The sequence below is a fragment of the Actinomycetospora sp. genome (assembly GCF_055612215.1).
In genome coordinates, this window is the sequence record NZ_JBVPVA010001086.1 from 1 (window position 1) to 15,218 (window position 15,218).

The following is a 15,218-nucleotide window of genomic DNA, read 5'->3' on the forward strand; positions in this document are numbered from 1 at the left end:
CGGATCGCCGAGGTCGTCGAGCCGGGTGCGGACGAGGCCCTCGAGGAGCGCTACGAGGTGTTCTGCGCCGCCCTGGCCGACCGCGGCTGGGTCGGGCGCGACCGGGTGGGCGGATGACCGAGCTGGTCCTGGTCCGCCACGGCGAGACCGAGTGGCACGCCGAGAACCGTTACGCCGGGCGCTCGGACGTCGCGCTCACGCCGCGCGGGCACGAGCAGGCCCGGGACCTCGCGCGCTGGGCCGCCGGGGCCGGGCTCGACGCCGTGCTCACCTCGCCGCTGAGCCGTGCCCGCGACACGGCCGGTCCCGCCGCGGAGGCCGCCGGGCTGGGCTGCCGGGTCGACGACCGGCTGGTCGAGGTCGACTTCGGCCGGGGCGACGGGCGGACCCGCGAGGAGATGCGCGAGGCCTTCCCGGACGCGCTCGCGGCCTTCCTCGAGCGGCCCGCCACGCACCCGCTGCCCGACGGCGAGTCCGGGGTCGACGCCGTGGCGCGGGCGGCGCCGGCCCTGGCCCAGGCGGTGACGGCCCACCCCGACGGCCGGGTCCTCGTCGTCGCCCACCAGACCCTGCTGCGCCTGCTGCTCTGCTCGATGCTCGGGATCCCGCTCGACCACTACCGCGCGGTGTTCCCGGCGCTGGAGAGCACCGCACGGACCGTCGTGCGTCCCGCGGACCGGGGTCCGGCCGCGTTGCTGCGGCTGAACGAGAGGTCCTGACGTGGTGGCCGGGCGCCACGCATGCCACGGGCGCCGCGGGGGAACCACCGCCGTCATGTCCGTCCTGACGCGTGCGGAGCGTGTGGCCCCGACCTCCCGTCTCCAGACCCTGGTGCGCCGGGGCCTCGGGGCGTTCCTGATCGGTGCCGGCACCGGCCACCTGACCTTCGTCCGCAAGGAGTTCCAGGGTCAGGTGCCGCCGTGGGTGCCGATGGATCCCGACGACGTCGTCCTGCTCTCCGGCGCCGCCGAGATCGCCCTCGGCAGCGCCCTGATCGCCCTGCCCAAGGAGCGGGTCCGGGTCGGCGTGGTGGCCGCGACCTTCTTCACCGCGATCTTCCCGGGCAACGTCTCGCAGTGGCGCCAGCGCCGGGACGCCCTCGGTCTCGACACCGACCGCAAGCGGTTCCTGCGCCTGTTCGCCCAGCCCGTCCTCGTGGCGGTGGCGCTGTGGTCGACCGGCGTGCTGCCCCGCCGCTAGCGGGTCACCTGCGCGGCGGTCGTCGTCGGACCCACCCCGGGGCCCGGACCGGCCGGCGCACCGGCCCCCGATGCAGGGCGCACCGGCGTAGCGTCGGCTCCACGAAACGGTGTTGCCCCGGCCCCCGGTGATCCGCCTGCGTGATCTCGCCGAGGAGCCCCACCCCGTGGACGTCGTCCTACCCATCCTGATCGTGTTGATCGTGCTCGCGATCCTGGCCGGGTCGAGCCTGCGGCTGGTGCAGCAGTACCAGCGCGGCGTCGTCCTGCGCTTCGGTCGCCTGCGGGAGGCGGTGCGCGAGCCCGGCCTGCACGTGCTCGTGCCGTTCGTCGACCGGATGACGAGGGTGTCGGTCCAGACCGTGGTCCTCGACATCCCGAAGCAGGGCGCCATCACCCGCGACAACGTCACCGTCGACGTCGACGCCGTCGTCTACTTCCGCGTCGACGACCCGGTCAAGGCCGTCATCAACATCCAGGACTACGTCCAGGCCACCTCCACGGTCGCCCAGACCTCGCTGCGGTCGGTGATCGGGCGCGCCGAGCTCGACACGCTGCTCTCCGACCGCGACCAGATCAACACCGAGCTCCGCGACGTCATCGACGCCCCCACCGAGAACTGGGGCATCACGATCGACCGCGTCGAGGTCAAGGACATCGCCCTCCCGGAATCCATGCGCCGCTCCATGTCCGCGCAGGCCGAGGCCGAACGTGAACGCCGCGCCCGGGTCATCGCCGCCGACGGCGAGTTCCAGGCCTCGTCCAAGCTGTCCGAAGCCGCCGGGACCATGGCGGACACCCCCGGCGCCATGCAGCTGCGGCTGCTGCAGACCGTGGCCGACGTGGCCGCCGAGAAGAACAGCACGCTCGTCATGCCCTTCCCCGTGGAGCTGCTGCGCTTCTTCGAGCACGCCACCGCCACCCCGCCCAGGACCGAGGTCCCGGTCGTCGTCGAGACCGACGCCGATCCCTCGGCGGCCTCCCCCGAGCCGGAGGCACCTGCCGCCGGCCCGCTCCCCGCTCCCGTCCCCGCCCTCGCACTGCCGGAGCCGGTGTCGCCCGTGGCGAACGGCGTCGGTCCGGACAGGCCCTGATCCCAGGAGGTGCCCGCGATGGAGAAGATCTCGATGACCGCACTGGTCCGTGAGCAGCTCGAGAGTGCTGCCCGGACGGCGTCGAGCGGACGCAGCGCCCGCACCGTCTACGGCGGGCACGAACACGTCCTGCGTCAGACCCTCATCGCCCTCACCGCCGGCCACGGCCTCGACGAGCACGACAGCCCGGGCGAGGCCACCGTGCACGTCCTGCACGGGCGCGTCCGGCTGGTGGCGGGCGACGTCGAGTGGGAGGGGTCGGCGGGCGACCTGCTCGTCGTGCCGTGCCAGCGACACGCCCTGAACGCCATCGAGGACTCCGCGGTGCTGCTGACCGTGGGTGCGCACCGACCCGGGACCGCCTGACGGCCTCCGCCGCCGACCATCGATCGAGGAGCACACCATGTCCGACCTCTCCGCCGAGTCGAGCGGCTCCGCCGCAGGAGCAGGAGCGGTGCTGGTCGGCGTCGACGCGTCCGACGGCTCCCGCGACGCCCTCGACCACGCCTTCGACGAGGCGCACTGGCGGGACGCGCCGCTGGTCGCGGTGACGGCGTTCGAGCCGCCCGACCTCTGGGTCACCAGCGGAGGCCTGGTCCCCTCGGCCACGGCTCTCCAGCACGCCGCCCGCGAGCAGGCCGAGACCATGATCGACTCCGTCGTCGAGGCACGGAAGGCGCGGGGCGCCCCCGTCCCCCCGGTGCGGCTCCTGGTGCGCGAGGGCCCGGCCGCGGTCGTCCTCGAGACGCTGTCGACCGGGGCGGTGCTGCTGGTCGTCGGGCACCGCGGTCGCGGGGCGCTCGCCAGTCGCATGATCGGCTCGACCGGGCTCAGCGTCGTCCTGCGTGCCGCGTGCACGGTCACGGTGGTGCGCCGCAGCGGCGCCTCGGCGTCCTGACCGGGCACCGCCACCCGGTCCACCGCCACCCCGCCAACCGGCGTCGCTACGACGAGCGCGACACCGGGGAGCGGATGGCCGACCGGGTGACCGCCTGGTTCGGGTCCTGGGACTTCATCGTCGCCCAGACGGTGGTCGTCCTCGCGTGGATCACCCTGAACCTCGTCGCCTGGACCCAGGCGTGGGACCCGTACCCGTTCATCCTGCTCAACCTCGTGTTCTCGACCCAGGCCGCCTACGCCGCGCCGCTGCTGCTGCTCTCCCAGAACCGGCAGGCCGAACGGGACCGCATCAAGGCCGAGCACGACTTCCGGGTGAACGAACTGTCCCTGCGGTACCTCTTCGCCTGGCACCGCGACGCCCACGGACCGGACTGTCGGTGCGTCGCGGAGCGCGACCCCGAGGTCGACGCCGTCCTCGCGGGCACCTCACCGGCTCTCCCGGGCAAGGCCGGACCCGAGTAGCAGGACACCCCACCGGCTCAGCCGAGCCCGAACTCCCGCATCTTCCGGTACAGGGTGTTCCGGCCGATGCCGAGTGCGGCCGCCGCGTGAGTGCGGTTGCCGTCCGCGGACCGCAGCGCCTCGGCCACCGCGTTGCGCTCGGCGGACTCCATCAGCGGCAGGGCCCGCCGCGAACCCCGGAGCTCCTCGGGCAGGTCGTCCTCCTCGACGAGCCCAGACGTCGCGCGGCGGGCCAGTGCGGCGACGGTGGTCTGCAGCTCGGCGAGGTCGCCGGGCCAGTGCCACGCGAGCAGCCGGTCCCAGACCGCCGGGGAGAACCGCGTCCGCGACCACGGCGGCCCCAGCTCCGCCACCACGGCCCGGACGAGCGCGGGCAGGTGATCGCGGCTGCGGGCGAGCGCGGGGAGCCGCACCGTGGTCGCGACGCGGCGCACGAGACCGGTCACCGCGTCGTCGGCGGCGTCGAGGTCGGCGGTGAGGACGACCGGCGCACCCCCGCCCAGCAGCGCCTGCACCTGGCCGACCGACGGGTACGGCGTCTCGTGGATCCGCCGGATCACCAGCCCCCGCCCCGACGCGACCGCACCACGCGCCGCCGCGAACCACTCCGGCTGCAGGGCCGGCTCGACGACCAGCGGGGCCTCGACGCCAGCGCGGCGCAGCACCGCCCGCGCCGTCCGCAGCTTCCCCGAGCCCGCGGGCCCGACGACCGCGACGGGCTCCCCGTGACGGCGGGCGTCCTCGAGCTGCCGGTCGACGTCGGGATCGTGGTGCACCGGCGGCCGCGCGACCGACGCCGCCGCCGGCCCGGCAGCGGCCTCCGAGACGTCCGGGACATCCGGGCGCCGGGCGAGCACCCGCACGCTGAACGCGCGCCACTCGCCGTCGTCGACCGGCTCGACGACGGCGTCGTACACGCCGTCCGAGAGCGGCACCGCCATCCGCTCGGGACCGCGTCGACGGTGGTCGTCCAGGTACCGCCACAGCACGGGGTGCAGGTCCGGCCCGACGTGGGCGAGACCGGACCGGTTGGCCAGCACGGTGTGCCGGTCCACGACGAGCGCCGCGCCGGGCGCCCGGTCGACGGCCAGGTAGGCCTCGACGAGCCGGCGGCGGCGCTCGCCGGCCCGGTCCAACAGGCCCGCCTCGATCTGGCGCCCGACGTCCCCGGCGAGGGCGGTCATCAGCGGGTGGACGTCGCGGGTGGCGCAGGCGAGCGAGAACGAGCCGACCACCCGCCCCGTGTACGGCTCGATGATCGGGGTCCCGGCGCAGGTGAGGCCCTCGAGGTCGGCGTTGTAGTGCTCGGGACCCCGGACGAGCACCGGGCGCCGCTCGACGAGCACGGTCCCGATGCCGTTCGTGCCGATCGAGCGCTCCGAGAAGTCGAACCCCTCCGCCGCGCTCGCCCGGTCCATCAGGGTGCGCTGGCGGCGGACGTCGGCGTGGCGCGCGACGATCCGGCCGCTCGCGTCGGAGAGCACCATGGCCACCGCGACGTCGGCGAGGCTCCACCGCAACCGGTCGAGCACCGGTTCGGCGGCGTGGCGCAGGGTCGAGGACGCGTCGTCGGGCTCGCGGTAGTCGATCCGGGCGGGCGCCACCGGCACGTTCTCCCCCGCGCAGCGCCGCCAGCTCGACTCGATGACCGGGGGGACCCCGGTGCTTCCCGGCGGGACCGCCAGCAGGCCGCCGTCGACGAGCGTCTCGCGGCTGCGCCGGACGAGCTCGCGCTGCCGCGACGACAGGGCGGGGAGCCGACTCTCGTCCCGGGACATCGTCGTCACCCGCCCAGCGTCACGCCCGGCACCGCCGGAGGAGGCGTTCCAGAACGGAACACCCCGTCGATGGTGCCCCGTCCTCATCCTGAGGTCCAGGTCACACGTTTTCACGATGAGCCCGGAGGACCCCACGATGACGACGGCGCCGTCCACCCGCCCCACCGACGCCCCGACCGGAGCCGAGGCGCTCCGCGCGCTCTACGCCGACTGGTCGGAGATCATCGCGACCACGCCCGGACTCACGATGCGCCTGTTCCGCAGCATCTTCGACGAGTGGCACCAGCCCACCCGAGAGCCCGAGGACGTCACCTACCGCGAGGAGACCGTCGGCGGGGTCCCCGGGATCTGGACGCTGCCGCTCGGCGCAGACCCCACGAAGGTCCTGCTCTACACCCACGGCGGCGGCTTCGCGGTCGGGTCCGCGGCCAGCCACCGCAAGCTCGCCGCGCACGTGGCCAAGGCCCTCGGTGTCACCGCGTTCGTCCTGGACTACCGCCGCGCCCCGGAGCACCCGCACCCCGCGCAGGTCGAGGACGGCGTCGCCGCGTTCACCGCTCTGACCGAGCGAGGGATCGCCCCGGCCGACATCACCACCATCGGCGACTCGGCGGGCGGCAACCTCGCCGTCGCGATCGCGCTCTCACTGCGCGAGCAGGGTGGGCCGCTGCCCGGGGCGATCGTCGCGTTCTCGCCGTGGCTGGACATGGAGAACGCCGGCGAGACCCTGGTGACCAACGACGCGACCGACGCGCTGATCACCGTCCCCCTGCTCGAGGGCATGATCGCCGGCGTCCTGGCCGGGGACGAGATCGACCCGCGGACCCCGCTGGCCAACCCGCTGCACGCCGACCTCTCCGGCCTGCCGCGGCTCTACGTCAACGCCGGCGCGCTCGAGTCGCTGGTCGACAACGCCACCCGGCTCGCCGAGCGGGCGAGGGCGGCCGGCGTCGACGTGACCCTCTCGGTCGTCGACGGCATGCAGCACGTCTTCCCGTGCCTGGCCGGCAACGCCGACGAGGCCGACACCGAGATCGCCGCGATCGCCGCCTGGTACCGCGGCTGACCGCGACCCACCCGTCGACGACGACCATAGGAGCACCCCCATGACCAGCACCCGCACCCCGGACCTCGACGCCGTCGTCATCGGCGCCGGCTTCGGCGGCATCTACATGCTGCACACCCTGCGCGACCGGCTCGGCCTCACCGTCAAGGCCTTCGAGAAGGGCGGCGGGGTCGGCGGCACCTGGTACTTCAACACCTATCCCGGCGCCAAGTCCGACACCGAGGGCTTCGTCTACCGCTACTCCTTCGACAAGGATCTGCTCCAGGAGTGGGACTGGAACACCCGCTACCTCGACCAGCCCGACGTCCTCGCCTACCTCCAGCACGTCGTCGAGCGGCACGACCTCGCCCGCGACATCCAGCTCGACACCGAGGTGACCGGAGCGGTCTTCGACGAGGAGACCGAGCTCTGGACGGTCACCACGGCCGACGGCGGATCGACCACGTGCCGCTACCTCGTCAACGCCCTCGGTCTGCTGGCCAGGAGCAACATGCCCGACATCCCCGGCCGGGACTCCTTCGCCGGGCGCCTGGTGCACACCAACGCCTGGCCCGCCGACCTCGACATCACGGGGAAGCGCGTCGGCGTCATCGGCACCGGCTCGACCGGGACGCAGTTCATCACCGCAGCCGGGAAGATCGCCGGGCACCTGACGGTGTTCCAGCGCTCCCCGCAGTACTGCGTGCCCTCCGGCAACGGCCCCGTGGACCAGGCCGAGGTCGACCGCACCAAGGAGGACTTCGACGCGATCTGGGACCAGGTCCGTTCCTCGGTGGTCGCCTTCGGGTTCGAGGAGAGCGGCGTCGAGGCGATGAGCGTCTCGGAGGAGGAGCGCCGTCGGGTGTTCCAGGAGAACTGGGACAAGGGCAACGGCTTCCGGTTCATGTTCGGCACGTTCAGCGACATCGCCACCGACCCGGAGGCGAACGCGGCTGCGGCGGCGTTCATCCGCGAGAAGATCGCCGAGGTCGTCGACGACCCGGAGACGGCCCGCAGGCTCACCCCGCACGACCTCTACGCCAAGCGCCCGCTGTGCAACGAGGGCTACTACGAGACCTACAACCGGGAGAACGTCGAGCTCGTGTCGCTGCTCGAGACGCCGATCGAGGAGATCACGCCGGCCGGGGTGCGCACCACCGACGGGGCCACCCACGAGCTCGACGTCCTGGTCTTCGCGACCGGGTTCGACGCGGTCGACGGCAACTACCGGGCGATGGACCTGCGTGGTCGCGGCGGCCGGCACATCGACGAGCACTGGACCGACGGCCCGACGAGCTACCTCGGCGTCTCCAAGGCCGGCTTCCCGAACATGTTCATGATCCTCGGCCCGAACGGCCCCTTCACCAACCTGCCGCCGAGCATCGAGACACAGGTCGAGTGGATCGGCGAGCTCATCGCGACCGCCGAGCGCAGGGGCGCACGGACCGTCGAGCCGACGCCGGCGGCCGAGGCCGGCTGGACCGAGACCTGCCGCGAGATCGCCGACGCGACGCTCTTCCCCCAGGCCGACTCGTGGATCTTCGGCGCCAACATCCCCGGGAAGAAGAACGCGGTGATGTTCTACATGGCAGGGATCGGGGCGTACCGCCAGCAGCTCGCTGACGTGGCGGCCAAGGACTACGAGGGCTTCCGACTGGGCGCGCTGACGGATGCGTGACCGCCGCCCGGAGGGTCCTCGGGTCGGCCCGACAGGCAGATGATCCTGGATTCCGGCTCATGTGGGGCCACGCCGGACGAGCAGCCCGTCCTCCCCGAGGAAGAGCCGGTCGTCGCGCCACCCCGCGTCGCACAGGGCGCGCAGCATCTCAGGCCACACCTCGCGATGACGGGCTCGGTACTCCGCGAGCCGGTCGGGGCGCACGTGGTGGACGAAGCAGTAGTGCGGCATGGGGGCGTCCTCCTCGCGGGGTCGGTCTTTCAGCGGTCCAGGACGGCCTCGAGGGCATCCCATCGTCCGACGTCGGGGACGGGATCGAACGTCTCGGTGATCACCTGTTCGGCCAGGAACGCCCGCAGGTCGGCGAGCCCGCCGTCGAGCGCCCCCAGGGCCCGGGCCTGCACCAGGACGTTGCCGGTCGCGGTCGCTTCGACGGGACCGGCGACCACGGGCAGGCCGCAAGCGTCCGCGGTGAGCCGGCACAGGAGCCGGTTGCGGGCCCCGCCCCCGACGACGTGGACGGTGTCGACGGTGCGTCCGGAGAGCGCCGCCGCGTCGCGGATCGTGCGCCGGTGGGCGAGCGCGAGGCTGTCGAGCACGCAGCGGACGATCCCCTCACGGCTCCCGGGGACGGGCTGCCCGAGCGCCGCGACGGCCTCGACGATGCGCGCGGGCATGTCGTCGGGTGCGAGGAAGACCTCGTCGGCAGCGTCGACCACCACCGACGGACCGTCGCACGCCTCCGCGCCGGCCAGCAGCGGCTCGAGCGGCGGCGAACCCCACGCCCGCAGGCATTCCTGCAGCAGCCACAGGCCCATGACGTTGCGCAGGTAGCGGACGGTGCCGTCGACGCCGCGCTCGTTGGAGAAGTTCGCGGCCCGGGAGGCCTCGGTGAGCACCGGCGCGTCGAGCTCCACTCCCGCGAGCGACCAGGTGCCGCACGAGACGTACGCGAACCGCTCGCTGGTTGCGGGGACGCCGACGACGGCTGACGCCGTGTCGTGCGACCCGACCGCGAGCACCGGGGTGGCGGGGTCGAGACCGGTGTGCGCGGCGACCGGGGCGGACACCGGTCCGACCAGGTCGCCGGGCGCACGCAGCGGCGGGAGCAGCGAGGGGTCGATCCCGACGCGCCGCGCGAGCTCGGTGTCCCACCCGGTCCCGTCGGCGGCCAGCAGCCCGGTGGTGGAGGCGTTCGTCAGCTCGGCGCCGCATACCCCGGTGAGCCAGTAGCCGAGCAGGTCGGGCACCAGCAGCAGCTGTCGGGCCGCGCCGAGCTGGGCGCTGCCGGCCGCGGACACGAGCTGGTAGATCGTCGTGAACGCCAGCTGCTGCAGCCCGGTCCGGGCGTACAGCTCGGCCGCGGGCACCTCCTGGTGCACGCGCTCCGCGACGCCGACGGTGCGGTCGTCGCGGTGGTGGACCGGCGTCCCGAGCAGCGCCCCGTCGGCGTCGAGCAGGCCGTAGTCGACGCCCCAGGTGTCGATGCCGACGCCGTCCACCGGTCCGACCTCGCGGAGCCCGGTGAGGATCTCGCGGTGCAGGCCGACGACGTCCCAGTGCAGGGTGTCGCGCACCCGCACCGGCCCGTTGGCGAAGCGGTGGACCTCGGTGAGCTCGAGGCCCGCCGCCCCGCCCACCCGCGCCCGGACGACCCGCCCGGACGAGGCGCCCAGGTCGACGGCGGCGACGGTGACGCCGTCGGTCCCGGGGCTCATCGCAGGAAGGCGGCCGCGACGCCGGCGTCGACCGGGACGTGCAGGCCGGTGGTGTGCGACAGGTCGTCCGAGCAGAGCACGAAGACCGCGTTGGCGACGTTCTCGGGCAGCACCTCCCGCTTGAGCAGGGTGCGCTGGGCGTAGAAGGCGCCGAGCTCGGACTCCTCGACGCCGTACACCGCGGCGCGCTGGGCGCCCCAGCCACCGGCGAAGATGCCCGAGCCCCGGACGACGCCGTCGGGATTCACGCCGTTGACCCGGATGCCGTGCTCGCCGAGCTCGGCGGCGAGCAGCCGGACCTGGTGGGCCTGGTCGGCCTTCGCCGCGCCGTAGGCGACATTGTTGGGGCCGGCGAACACCCCGTTCTTGGAAGCGATGTAGACGATGTCGCCGCCGAGACCCTGTGCGGTCATGACGCGGGCCGCCGCGCGGGAGACGACGAACGAGCCGCGGGCCATGACGTCGTGCTGGAGGTCCCAGTCGGCGTCGGTGGTCTCGAGCAGCGGCTTGGAGACGGAGAGGCCGGCGTTGTTGACCACGAGGTCGACGCCGCCGAATGCCAGCGCCGCGGCGTCGATGGCGGTGGCGACGGCGTCGGCGTCGGTGACGTCGACGGTGACGGGCACGGCCACGTCGGTGCTGCCGATGTCCTGGGCGACGGTCGTCGCGGCGTCCGCGTCGCGGTCGGCCACGACGACGGCGGCGCCCTCGGACGCGAGGCGGTGGGCGATGGCCCGCCCGATCCCCGACCCTCCGCCGGTCACGAACGCGATCCGCCCGGCCAGCGGCTTCGGCTCCGGGAGCCGCGCGAGCTTGGCCTCCTCGAGGGCCCAGTACTCGATGCGGAACTTCTCGGCCTCGTCGATGGGGGCATAGCTCGAGATCGTCTCGGCGCCGCGCATGACGTTGATGGCGTTGACGTAGAACTCGCCGGCGACGCGGGCGGTCTTCACGTCGGCACCGAAGGAGAACATGCCCACCCCGGGGACCAGCACGATCGCGGGATCGGCGCCGCGCATGGCGGGCGAGTCCCCGTCGGCGTGACGGGCGTAGTAGGCGCGGTAGTCCTCGCGGTAGGCCTCGTGGAGCTCCCCGAGCCGCGCGATGACGTCGTCGAGGGGGGCGTCCGCCGGGAGGTCGAGGACCATCGGGCGGACCTTGGTGCGCAGGAAGTGGTCGGGGCACGACGTGCCGAGGGCGGCCAGCCGCTCGAGTTCCTCGCGCGCGAGGAACTCCAGGACGGCGTCGCTGTCGGTGTAGTGCCCGACGACGCGGCGGTCGGTGGAGGCGAGCCCGCGCAGGACCGGGGCGAGCGCGGCGGCCCGGGCGTGCCGCTCGTCCTCGGGCAGTGCCGCGAAGCCGGGCCGCACGGCGCCGAACGCGACCGCGGGTCCCGTCCTGCCACGCGCGTCGATGTACTGCTGCGCGGTGCGGATGATCTCCAGTGAGCGCTGCTCGCACTCCTCGGAGGTCGCGCCCCAGGCGGTGATGCCGTGGCCGCCGAGGACGACGCCGATCGCCTGCGGGTTCTCCCGGGCGACCCCGGCGATGTCGAGCCCCAGCTGGAAACCCGGCCGGCGCCACGGCACCCAGACGACGCGGTCCCCGAAGATCTCCTTGGTGAGCGCCTCGCCGTCGGCGGCGGTGGCCACGGCGATGCCGGCGTCGGGGTGCAGGTGATCGACGTGGGCCGCGTCGACCAGCCCGTGCATGGCGGTGTCGATGGACGGGGCGGCACCGCCGCGGCCGTGCAGGCAGTAGTCGAAGGCGGCGACCATCTCGTCCTCGCGCTCGACGCCCGGGTAGACGTCGACCAGGGCGCGGACCCGGTCGAGGCGCAGGACGGCGAGTCCGGCCTCGGTGAGGGTGCCGAGGTCACCGCCTGACCCCTTGACCCACAGCAGGTCGACGTCGTGGCCCGTGGCGGGATCGGTGGCGGCGCCGGTCGCGGAGGTGTTGCCGCCGGCGTAGTTGGTCGTGGTCGGGTCGGCGCCCAGGCGGTTGCTGCGGGCGAGGAGGTCGCGGACGGGTACGGGGGTGCTCATGGGTCTGGGTGCTCCGGGGGTGTCGGTGGTCGGGTGCTCAGGCGCCCCAGCCGGCCTGGGTGCCGCCGACGCGCTCGGCCTCGATGCGCTCCTGGTGGCCGGAGCGGCGGTAGGCGCCGAGGGGATCGGGGTCGAGGCCCTGCTCGGAACGGACCTCGCGCAGCAGCGGGCGGACGTCGGTGGCGTAGGCGTCCATGAGGACCTCGTTCGCGCCGAGGACGTCCCCGGCCGCGCGGGCCGCCGCCAGCGCGTCGCGGTCGAGCAGGAGGGCCTTGGCCGTGGCCTCCTGCACGTTCATCACCGAGCGGATGATCGCCGGGATCTTGGCTTCGATGTTGTGGCACTGGTCGAGCATGTAGGCGATGCCGGAGTCCGGGGTGTGGACGCCGGCCTCGACGATCTCGTTCATGATCCGGAAGAGCTGGAACGGGTCGGCCGCGCCGACCATGAGGTCGTCGTCGGCGTAGAAGCGCGAGTTGAAGTCGAAGGCGCCGAGCCGTCCGGCCCGGACGAGGAACGCGACGATGAACTCGATGTTGGTGCCGGGCGCGTGGTGTCCGGTGTCGATGCAGACCGTCGCCCTGGGCCCGAGCTCGAGGCAGTGCGCGTACGACGTGCCCCAGTCCGGGACGTCGGTGTGGTAGAAGGCCGGCTCGAACAGCTTGTACTCGAGCAGGATCCGCTGGTCGGCGCCCAAGCGGTCGTACACCTCGCGCAGGGCCTCGGCGAGACGGTCCTGGCGGGCGCGCATCGAGTCCTGGCCCGGGTAGTTGGTGCCGTCGGCGAACCACAGCTTCAGGTCGCGGCTGCCGGTGGCGTCCATGACGTCGATGCAGGCGAGCAGGGCGTCGGTGGCCTTGCGCCGGACGCGGGGGTCGGGATTGGTGACGGAGCCGAGCTTGTAGTCGTCGTCCTGGAACACGTTGGCGTTGACCGCACCGATGCCGACGCCCTGCTCGGCGGCGTACTTGGCGAGTTCGGCGTAGTCGTCCACGCGGTCCCACGGGATGTGCAGGGAGACCGTCGGCGCCGCACCGGTGAGCCGGTGGACGACCGCGGCGTCGGCGATCTTCTCCCAGGGATCGCGCGGGACCCCGGCCTGGGCGAACACCTTGAAGCGGGTGCCGGAGTTCCCGTAGGCCCACGACGGGGTGTCGATGCTCTGCACGGCCAGATCCCGGCGGACGGCGGACAGGTCGGTCGCGGCCTCTGTCATCGATGAACTCCCTCAGCATCTCACGCCATGCGGGACGGCGTTCTTGGATCGTTTCATTCCAGACCGTAAGGATCGCCTGCCGCGCGGTCAACGGTATCGCTGCACGTCCGCTGGCTTGAGCGGTCCAGCACGATCGACACGACCTCGGCGGTTGTGATCTGGACGACGTCGTTCCTACCTTGCTGATTGATACGTTTCAAACAACGACCTCCCGCTGGTCGACGACGACGAGGAGAGCCCGGATGTCCGTGACACCGGAGACGGGGACCGGTCCCACCGGGGACGACGGCACCATCAGCAAGCAGCACTGGCGCTGGGCAGGTCTGGCCGGCATGGCCTCCTACCTGGACGCCGGGTCCATCGTCGCCCTGGCGTCGGGGCTGACCGTCTTCCAGGCAGAGTTCGGCCTGTCCACCACGGGCGTGGGCATCCTGGCCGCGATCGGGCCCAACGCGATCGGCTGCGCGGTCGGGGCCTTCTTCGGCGGCCGCCTGGGCGACAAGCTCGGGCGCAAGCGCATCTACCAGTACGACCTGCTCGTGTACGCGCTCGGGATCGCCCTGATCGCGCTCGCGGTGCACCCGGCGATGCTCTTCGCCGGCACCGTCATCGTCGGTCTCGCGGTCGGCGCGGACGTCCCGACCTCCCTGGCGCTGGTCGGCGAGTTCGCGCCGGACAAGGGGCGGGCACGCCTGCTCGGCTTCACCCAGGTCGCCTGGTACGTCGGCCCGGTGGTGGTGCTGCTGCTCGCGCTCGCCCTGAACCCGCTCGGTGTCCTGGGCACCCGGCTGGTCTTCGCGAGCCTGTTCCTCGTCGCGATCATCACCTGGGCCCTGCGCCGCGGGATCGCCGAGTCGGCGCGCTGGCGCTCGGCCAGCGAGCTGCCCGGCAGCGCCGCCCAGCGCGTCGGCGCCCTGTTCCGGGGCAAGCACCTGAAGGCGCTGCTCTACACCGGCACCTTCTACACGTTCTGGAACCTGGCGGCCGGCACCGCGGGGATCTTCACCCCGTACATGGTCAAGACGATCGGGGCGGGCTCGAACGCCGCCGGCGTCGCCCTGTCCTGCCTCGGCTTCGCCGCCGGCATCGTCGGCACGATCGCCCTGTTCATGCCCTTCTACGACCGCAGCCACGGCGTCCGCAAGGGCCTCTTCGCCCTCGGCGCGATCATGCAGATCTGCTCGTACGGGCTCTACCTGGTCGTCGACTTCACCGTGCCGAGCGTGATCGCCAGCGTCCTGCTCTTCTACATCGGCAGCGCGGTGGCCGGCGAGGCGACCTACAAGGTCACCAGTCAGGAGCTGTTCCCGACGATGCTGCGGGGCACGGCGCAGGGCGTCACCTTCGGCGTCGCCCGCCTGGTGCTCGGGGTGTTCAGCCTCGTGGTCCCGCTGCTGTCCGCGATCGGCATCGTCCCCGTGGCGCTGCTGCTGACACTGTTCCTGCTGATCAGCGGCATCGTCGGCTACCTCGCGATGCCCGACACCACCGGGAAGTCCCTCGAGCAGATCGAGTCCGAGCGCGCCGACCGGCCCGCGGCGGCCCCGGCCAGGTCCTGAGCCCCCTCCCCCGGCCCGCCACCACGGCCCGGTCCCGCCAGCCGCGGGGCCGGGCCGTCGGTGCGTTCCCGACTCAGGCGGAGGCGCTACGCCCCAGCAGCAGCGTGGACGACCGCACGACGAGCTCCGGGGCGAAGACGACGTTCCGGTGCTCGTGCTCCGGGCCCGCGGCCACCTCGTCGAGGAGCAGCTCCACCGCGGTCTGCCCGAGGAGCTCGCTCGGCTGGGCCACCGAGGTCAGCGGCACCGCTGCCGCCTCGGCGAACTCGATGTCGTCGTAGCCGACGATCGCCAGGTCGTCCGGCACCCGCAGACCCCAGTGCACGCAACGCTGCAGCAGCCCCAAGGCCAGCAGATCGTTGGCGCAGAAGACACCGGTCGGTCGGCGACCAGACGGAAGTCCCGCCAACCGCTCCCCCGCCCGGCGCCCCTCGGCCACCGTCAGCCCTGCCGTCTCGACGACCACGAGGTCGGCCGGGTCCCGTCCGGCGCGTTCGAGCGCGCCCCGGGCCCCGGCGAGTCGA

General features: G+C 73.2%; 15 protein-coding genes. 9 read left to right on the forward strand and 6 right to left on the reverse strand.

Annotated elements, in window-relative coordinates; translation table 11 throughout:
- Positions 1-113: 113 nt before the first annotated feature.
- From AC0CYZ_RS29250 to AC0CYZ_RS29275, 6 genes are all read left to right on the forward strand, one after another.
- Entirely contained in the window at positions 114-719 is a 606-nt protein-coding gene (locus AC0CYZ_RS29250) for a histidine phosphatase family protein (protein WP_472221627.1), read from the forward strand.
- 82 nt (positions 720-801) lie between these two features.
- On the forward strand, positions 802-1,200 hold the full coding sequence (locus AC0CYZ_RS29255; protein ID WP_472221628.1) for a DoxX family protein: 399 nt from the start codon (positions 802-804) through the stop codon (positions 1,198-1,200).
- A gap of 166 nt (positions 1,201-1,366) precedes the next feature.
- Positions 1,367-2,293 carry a slipin family protein gene (locus tag AC0CYZ_RS29260; protein ID WP_472221629.1) on the forward strand — a complete coding sequence of 309 codons (927 nt, stop codon included), beginning with the start codon at positions 1,367-1,369 and terminating at the stop codon, positions 2,291-2,293.
- Between the two features lie 18 nt (positions 2,294-2,311).
- Positions 2,312-2,659 carry a cupin domain-containing protein gene (locus tag AC0CYZ_RS29265; protein ID WP_472221630.1) on the forward strand — a complete coding sequence of 116 codons (348 nt, stop codon included), beginning with the start codon at positions 2,312-2,314 and terminating at the stop codon, positions 2,657-2,659.
- 37 nt (positions 2,660-2,696) lie between these two features.
- A complete protein-coding gene (locus AC0CYZ_RS29270; RefSeq protein ID WP_472221631.1) occupies positions 2,697-3,191 on the forward strand; it encodes a universal stress protein in 495 nt (164 codons plus the stop codon).
- A complete protein-coding gene (locus AC0CYZ_RS29275) occupies positions 3,146-3,655 on the forward strand; it encodes a DUF1003 domain-containing protein (protein WP_472221632.1) in 510 nt (169 codons plus the stop codon). Before AC0CYZ_RS29270 ends, AC0CYZ_RS29275 begins: the two co-directional genes overlap by 46 nt.
- A gap of 17 nt (positions 3,656-3,672) precedes the next feature.
- Here the strand turns inward: AC0CYZ_RS29275 and AC0CYZ_RS29280 are convergent, their stop codons facing one another.
- The gene (locus AC0CYZ_RS29280; RefSeq protein WP_472221641.1) at positions 3,673-5,433 is read right to left on the reverse strand and encodes a sigma-54-dependent Fis family transcriptional regulator; all 1,761 of its coding nucleotides are present in this window, start codon (positions 5,431-5,433) and stop codon (positions 3,673-3,675) included.
- Positions 5,434-5,548: 115 nt separating this feature from the next.
- Here AC0CYZ_RS29280 and AC0CYZ_RS29285 point away from each other — a divergent pair, with 115 nt between their 5' ends.
- Both AC0CYZ_RS29285 and AC0CYZ_RS29290 read left to right on the forward strand, forming a co-directional pair.
- Positions 5,549-6,499 carry an alpha/beta hydrolase gene (locus AC0CYZ_RS29285; RefSeq protein WP_472221633.1) on the forward strand — a complete coding sequence of 317 codons (951 nt, stop codon included), beginning with the start codon at positions 5,549-5,551 and terminating at the stop codon, positions 6,497-6,499.
- A gap of 40 nt (positions 6,500-6,539) precedes the next feature.
- Positions 6,540-8,156, forward strand: a complete 1,617-nt coding sequence (locus tag AC0CYZ_RS29290) for a flavin-containing monooxygenase (RefSeq protein ID WP_472221634.1) — start codon at positions 6,540-6,542, stop codon at positions 8,154-8,156.
- A gap of 57 nt (positions 8,157-8,213) precedes the next feature.
- On the opposite strand, the gene AC0CYZ_RS29295 is transcribed toward AC0CYZ_RS29290, so the two are convergent.
- From AC0CYZ_RS29295 to rhaI, 4 genes are read right to left on the reverse strand one after another with little or no spacing between them, the layout of a single operon-like run.
- Positions 8,214-8,387, reverse strand: a complete 174-nt coding sequence (locus AC0CYZ_RS29295; protein WP_472221635.1) for an L-rhamnose mutarotase — start codon at positions 8,385-8,387, stop codon at positions 8,214-8,216.
- 29 nt (positions 8,388-8,416) lie between these two features.
- Positions 8,417-9,874: a rhamnulokinase gene (locus AC0CYZ_RS29300; protein ID WP_472221636.1), complete on the reverse strand. Its 1,458-nt coding sequence runs from the start codon at positions 9,872-9,874 to the stop codon at positions 8,417-8,419.
- Complete coding sequence (locus AC0CYZ_RS29305; RefSeq protein WP_472221637.1) at positions 9,871-11,919, reverse strand: bifunctional aldolase/short-chain dehydrogenase; 2,049 nt, start codon at positions 11,917-11,919, stop codon at positions 9,871-9,873. Before AC0CYZ_RS29305 ends, AC0CYZ_RS29300 begins: the two co-directional genes overlap by 4 nt.
- 37 nt (positions 11,920-11,956) lie before the next feature.
- Positions 11,957-13,135, reverse strand: a complete 1,179-nt coding sequence (gene rhaI, locus AC0CYZ_RS29310) for an L-rhamnose isomerase (protein WP_472221638.1) — start codon at positions 13,133-13,135, stop codon at positions 11,957-11,959.
- 242 nt (positions 13,136-13,377) lie between these two features.
- Here rhaI and AC0CYZ_RS29315 point away from each other — a divergent pair, with 242 nt between their 5' ends.
- A complete protein-coding gene (locus AC0CYZ_RS29315; protein ID WP_472221639.1) occupies positions 13,378-14,694 on the forward strand; it encodes an MFS transporter in 1,317 nt (438 codons plus the stop codon).
- Between the two features lie 73 nt (positions 14,695-14,767).
- On the opposite strand, the gene AC0CYZ_RS29320 is transcribed toward AC0CYZ_RS29315, so the two are convergent.
- The coding region (locus AC0CYZ_RS29320; protein ID WP_472221640.1) for a substrate-binding domain-containing protein at positions 14,768-15,218 on the reverse strand (451 nt) is incomplete at its 5' end.

Excerpts from the sequence above, each read along its gene's own strand:
- AC0CYZ_RS29250 (WP_472221627.1), top strand. The coding sequence starts at position 114 with ATGACCGAGCTGGTCCTGGTCCGCCACGGCGAGACCGAGTGGCACGCC.
- AC0CYZ_RS29265 (WP_472221630.1), top strand. The coding sequence starts at position 2,312 with ATGGAGAAGATCTCGATGACCGCACTGGTCCGTGAGCAGCTCGAGAGT.
- AC0CYZ_RS29270 (WP_472221631.1), top strand. The coding sequence starts at position 2,697 with ATGTCCGACCTCTCCGCCGAGTCGAGCGGCTCCGCCGCAGGAGCAGGA.
- AC0CYZ_RS29280 (WP_472221641.1), bottom strand. The coding sequence starts at position 5,433 with ATGTCCCGGGACGAGAGTCGGCTCCCCGCCCTGTCGTCGCGGCAGCGC.
- AC0CYZ_RS29285 (WP_472221633.1), top strand. The coding sequence starts at position 5,549 with ATGAGCCCGGAGGACCCCACGATGACGACGGCGCCGTCCACCCGCCCC.
- AC0CYZ_RS29290 (WP_472221634.1), top strand. The coding sequence starts at position 6,540 with ATGACCAGCACCCGCACCCCGGACCTCGACGCCGTCGTCATCGGCGCC.
- AC0CYZ_RS29295 (WP_472221635.1), bottom strand. The coding sequence starts at position 8,387 with ATGCCGCACTACTGCTTCGTCCACCACGTGCGCCCCGACCGGCTCGCG.
- AC0CYZ_RS29300 (WP_472221636.1), bottom strand. The coding sequence starts at position 9,874 with ATGAGCCCCGGGACCGACGGCGTCACCGTCGCCGCCGTCGACCTGGGC.
- AC0CYZ_RS29305 (WP_472221637.1), bottom strand. The coding sequence starts at position 11,919 with ATGAGCACCCCCGTACCCGTCCGCGACCTCCTCGCCCGCAGCAACCGC.
- rhaI (WP_472221638.1), bottom strand. The coding sequence starts at position 13,135 with ATGACAGAGGCCGCGACCGACCTGTCCGCCGTCCGCCGGGATCTGGCC.
- AC0CYZ_RS29315 (WP_472221639.1), top strand. The coding sequence starts at position 13,378 with ATGTCCGTGACACCGGAGACGGGGACCGGTCCCACCGGGGACGACGGC.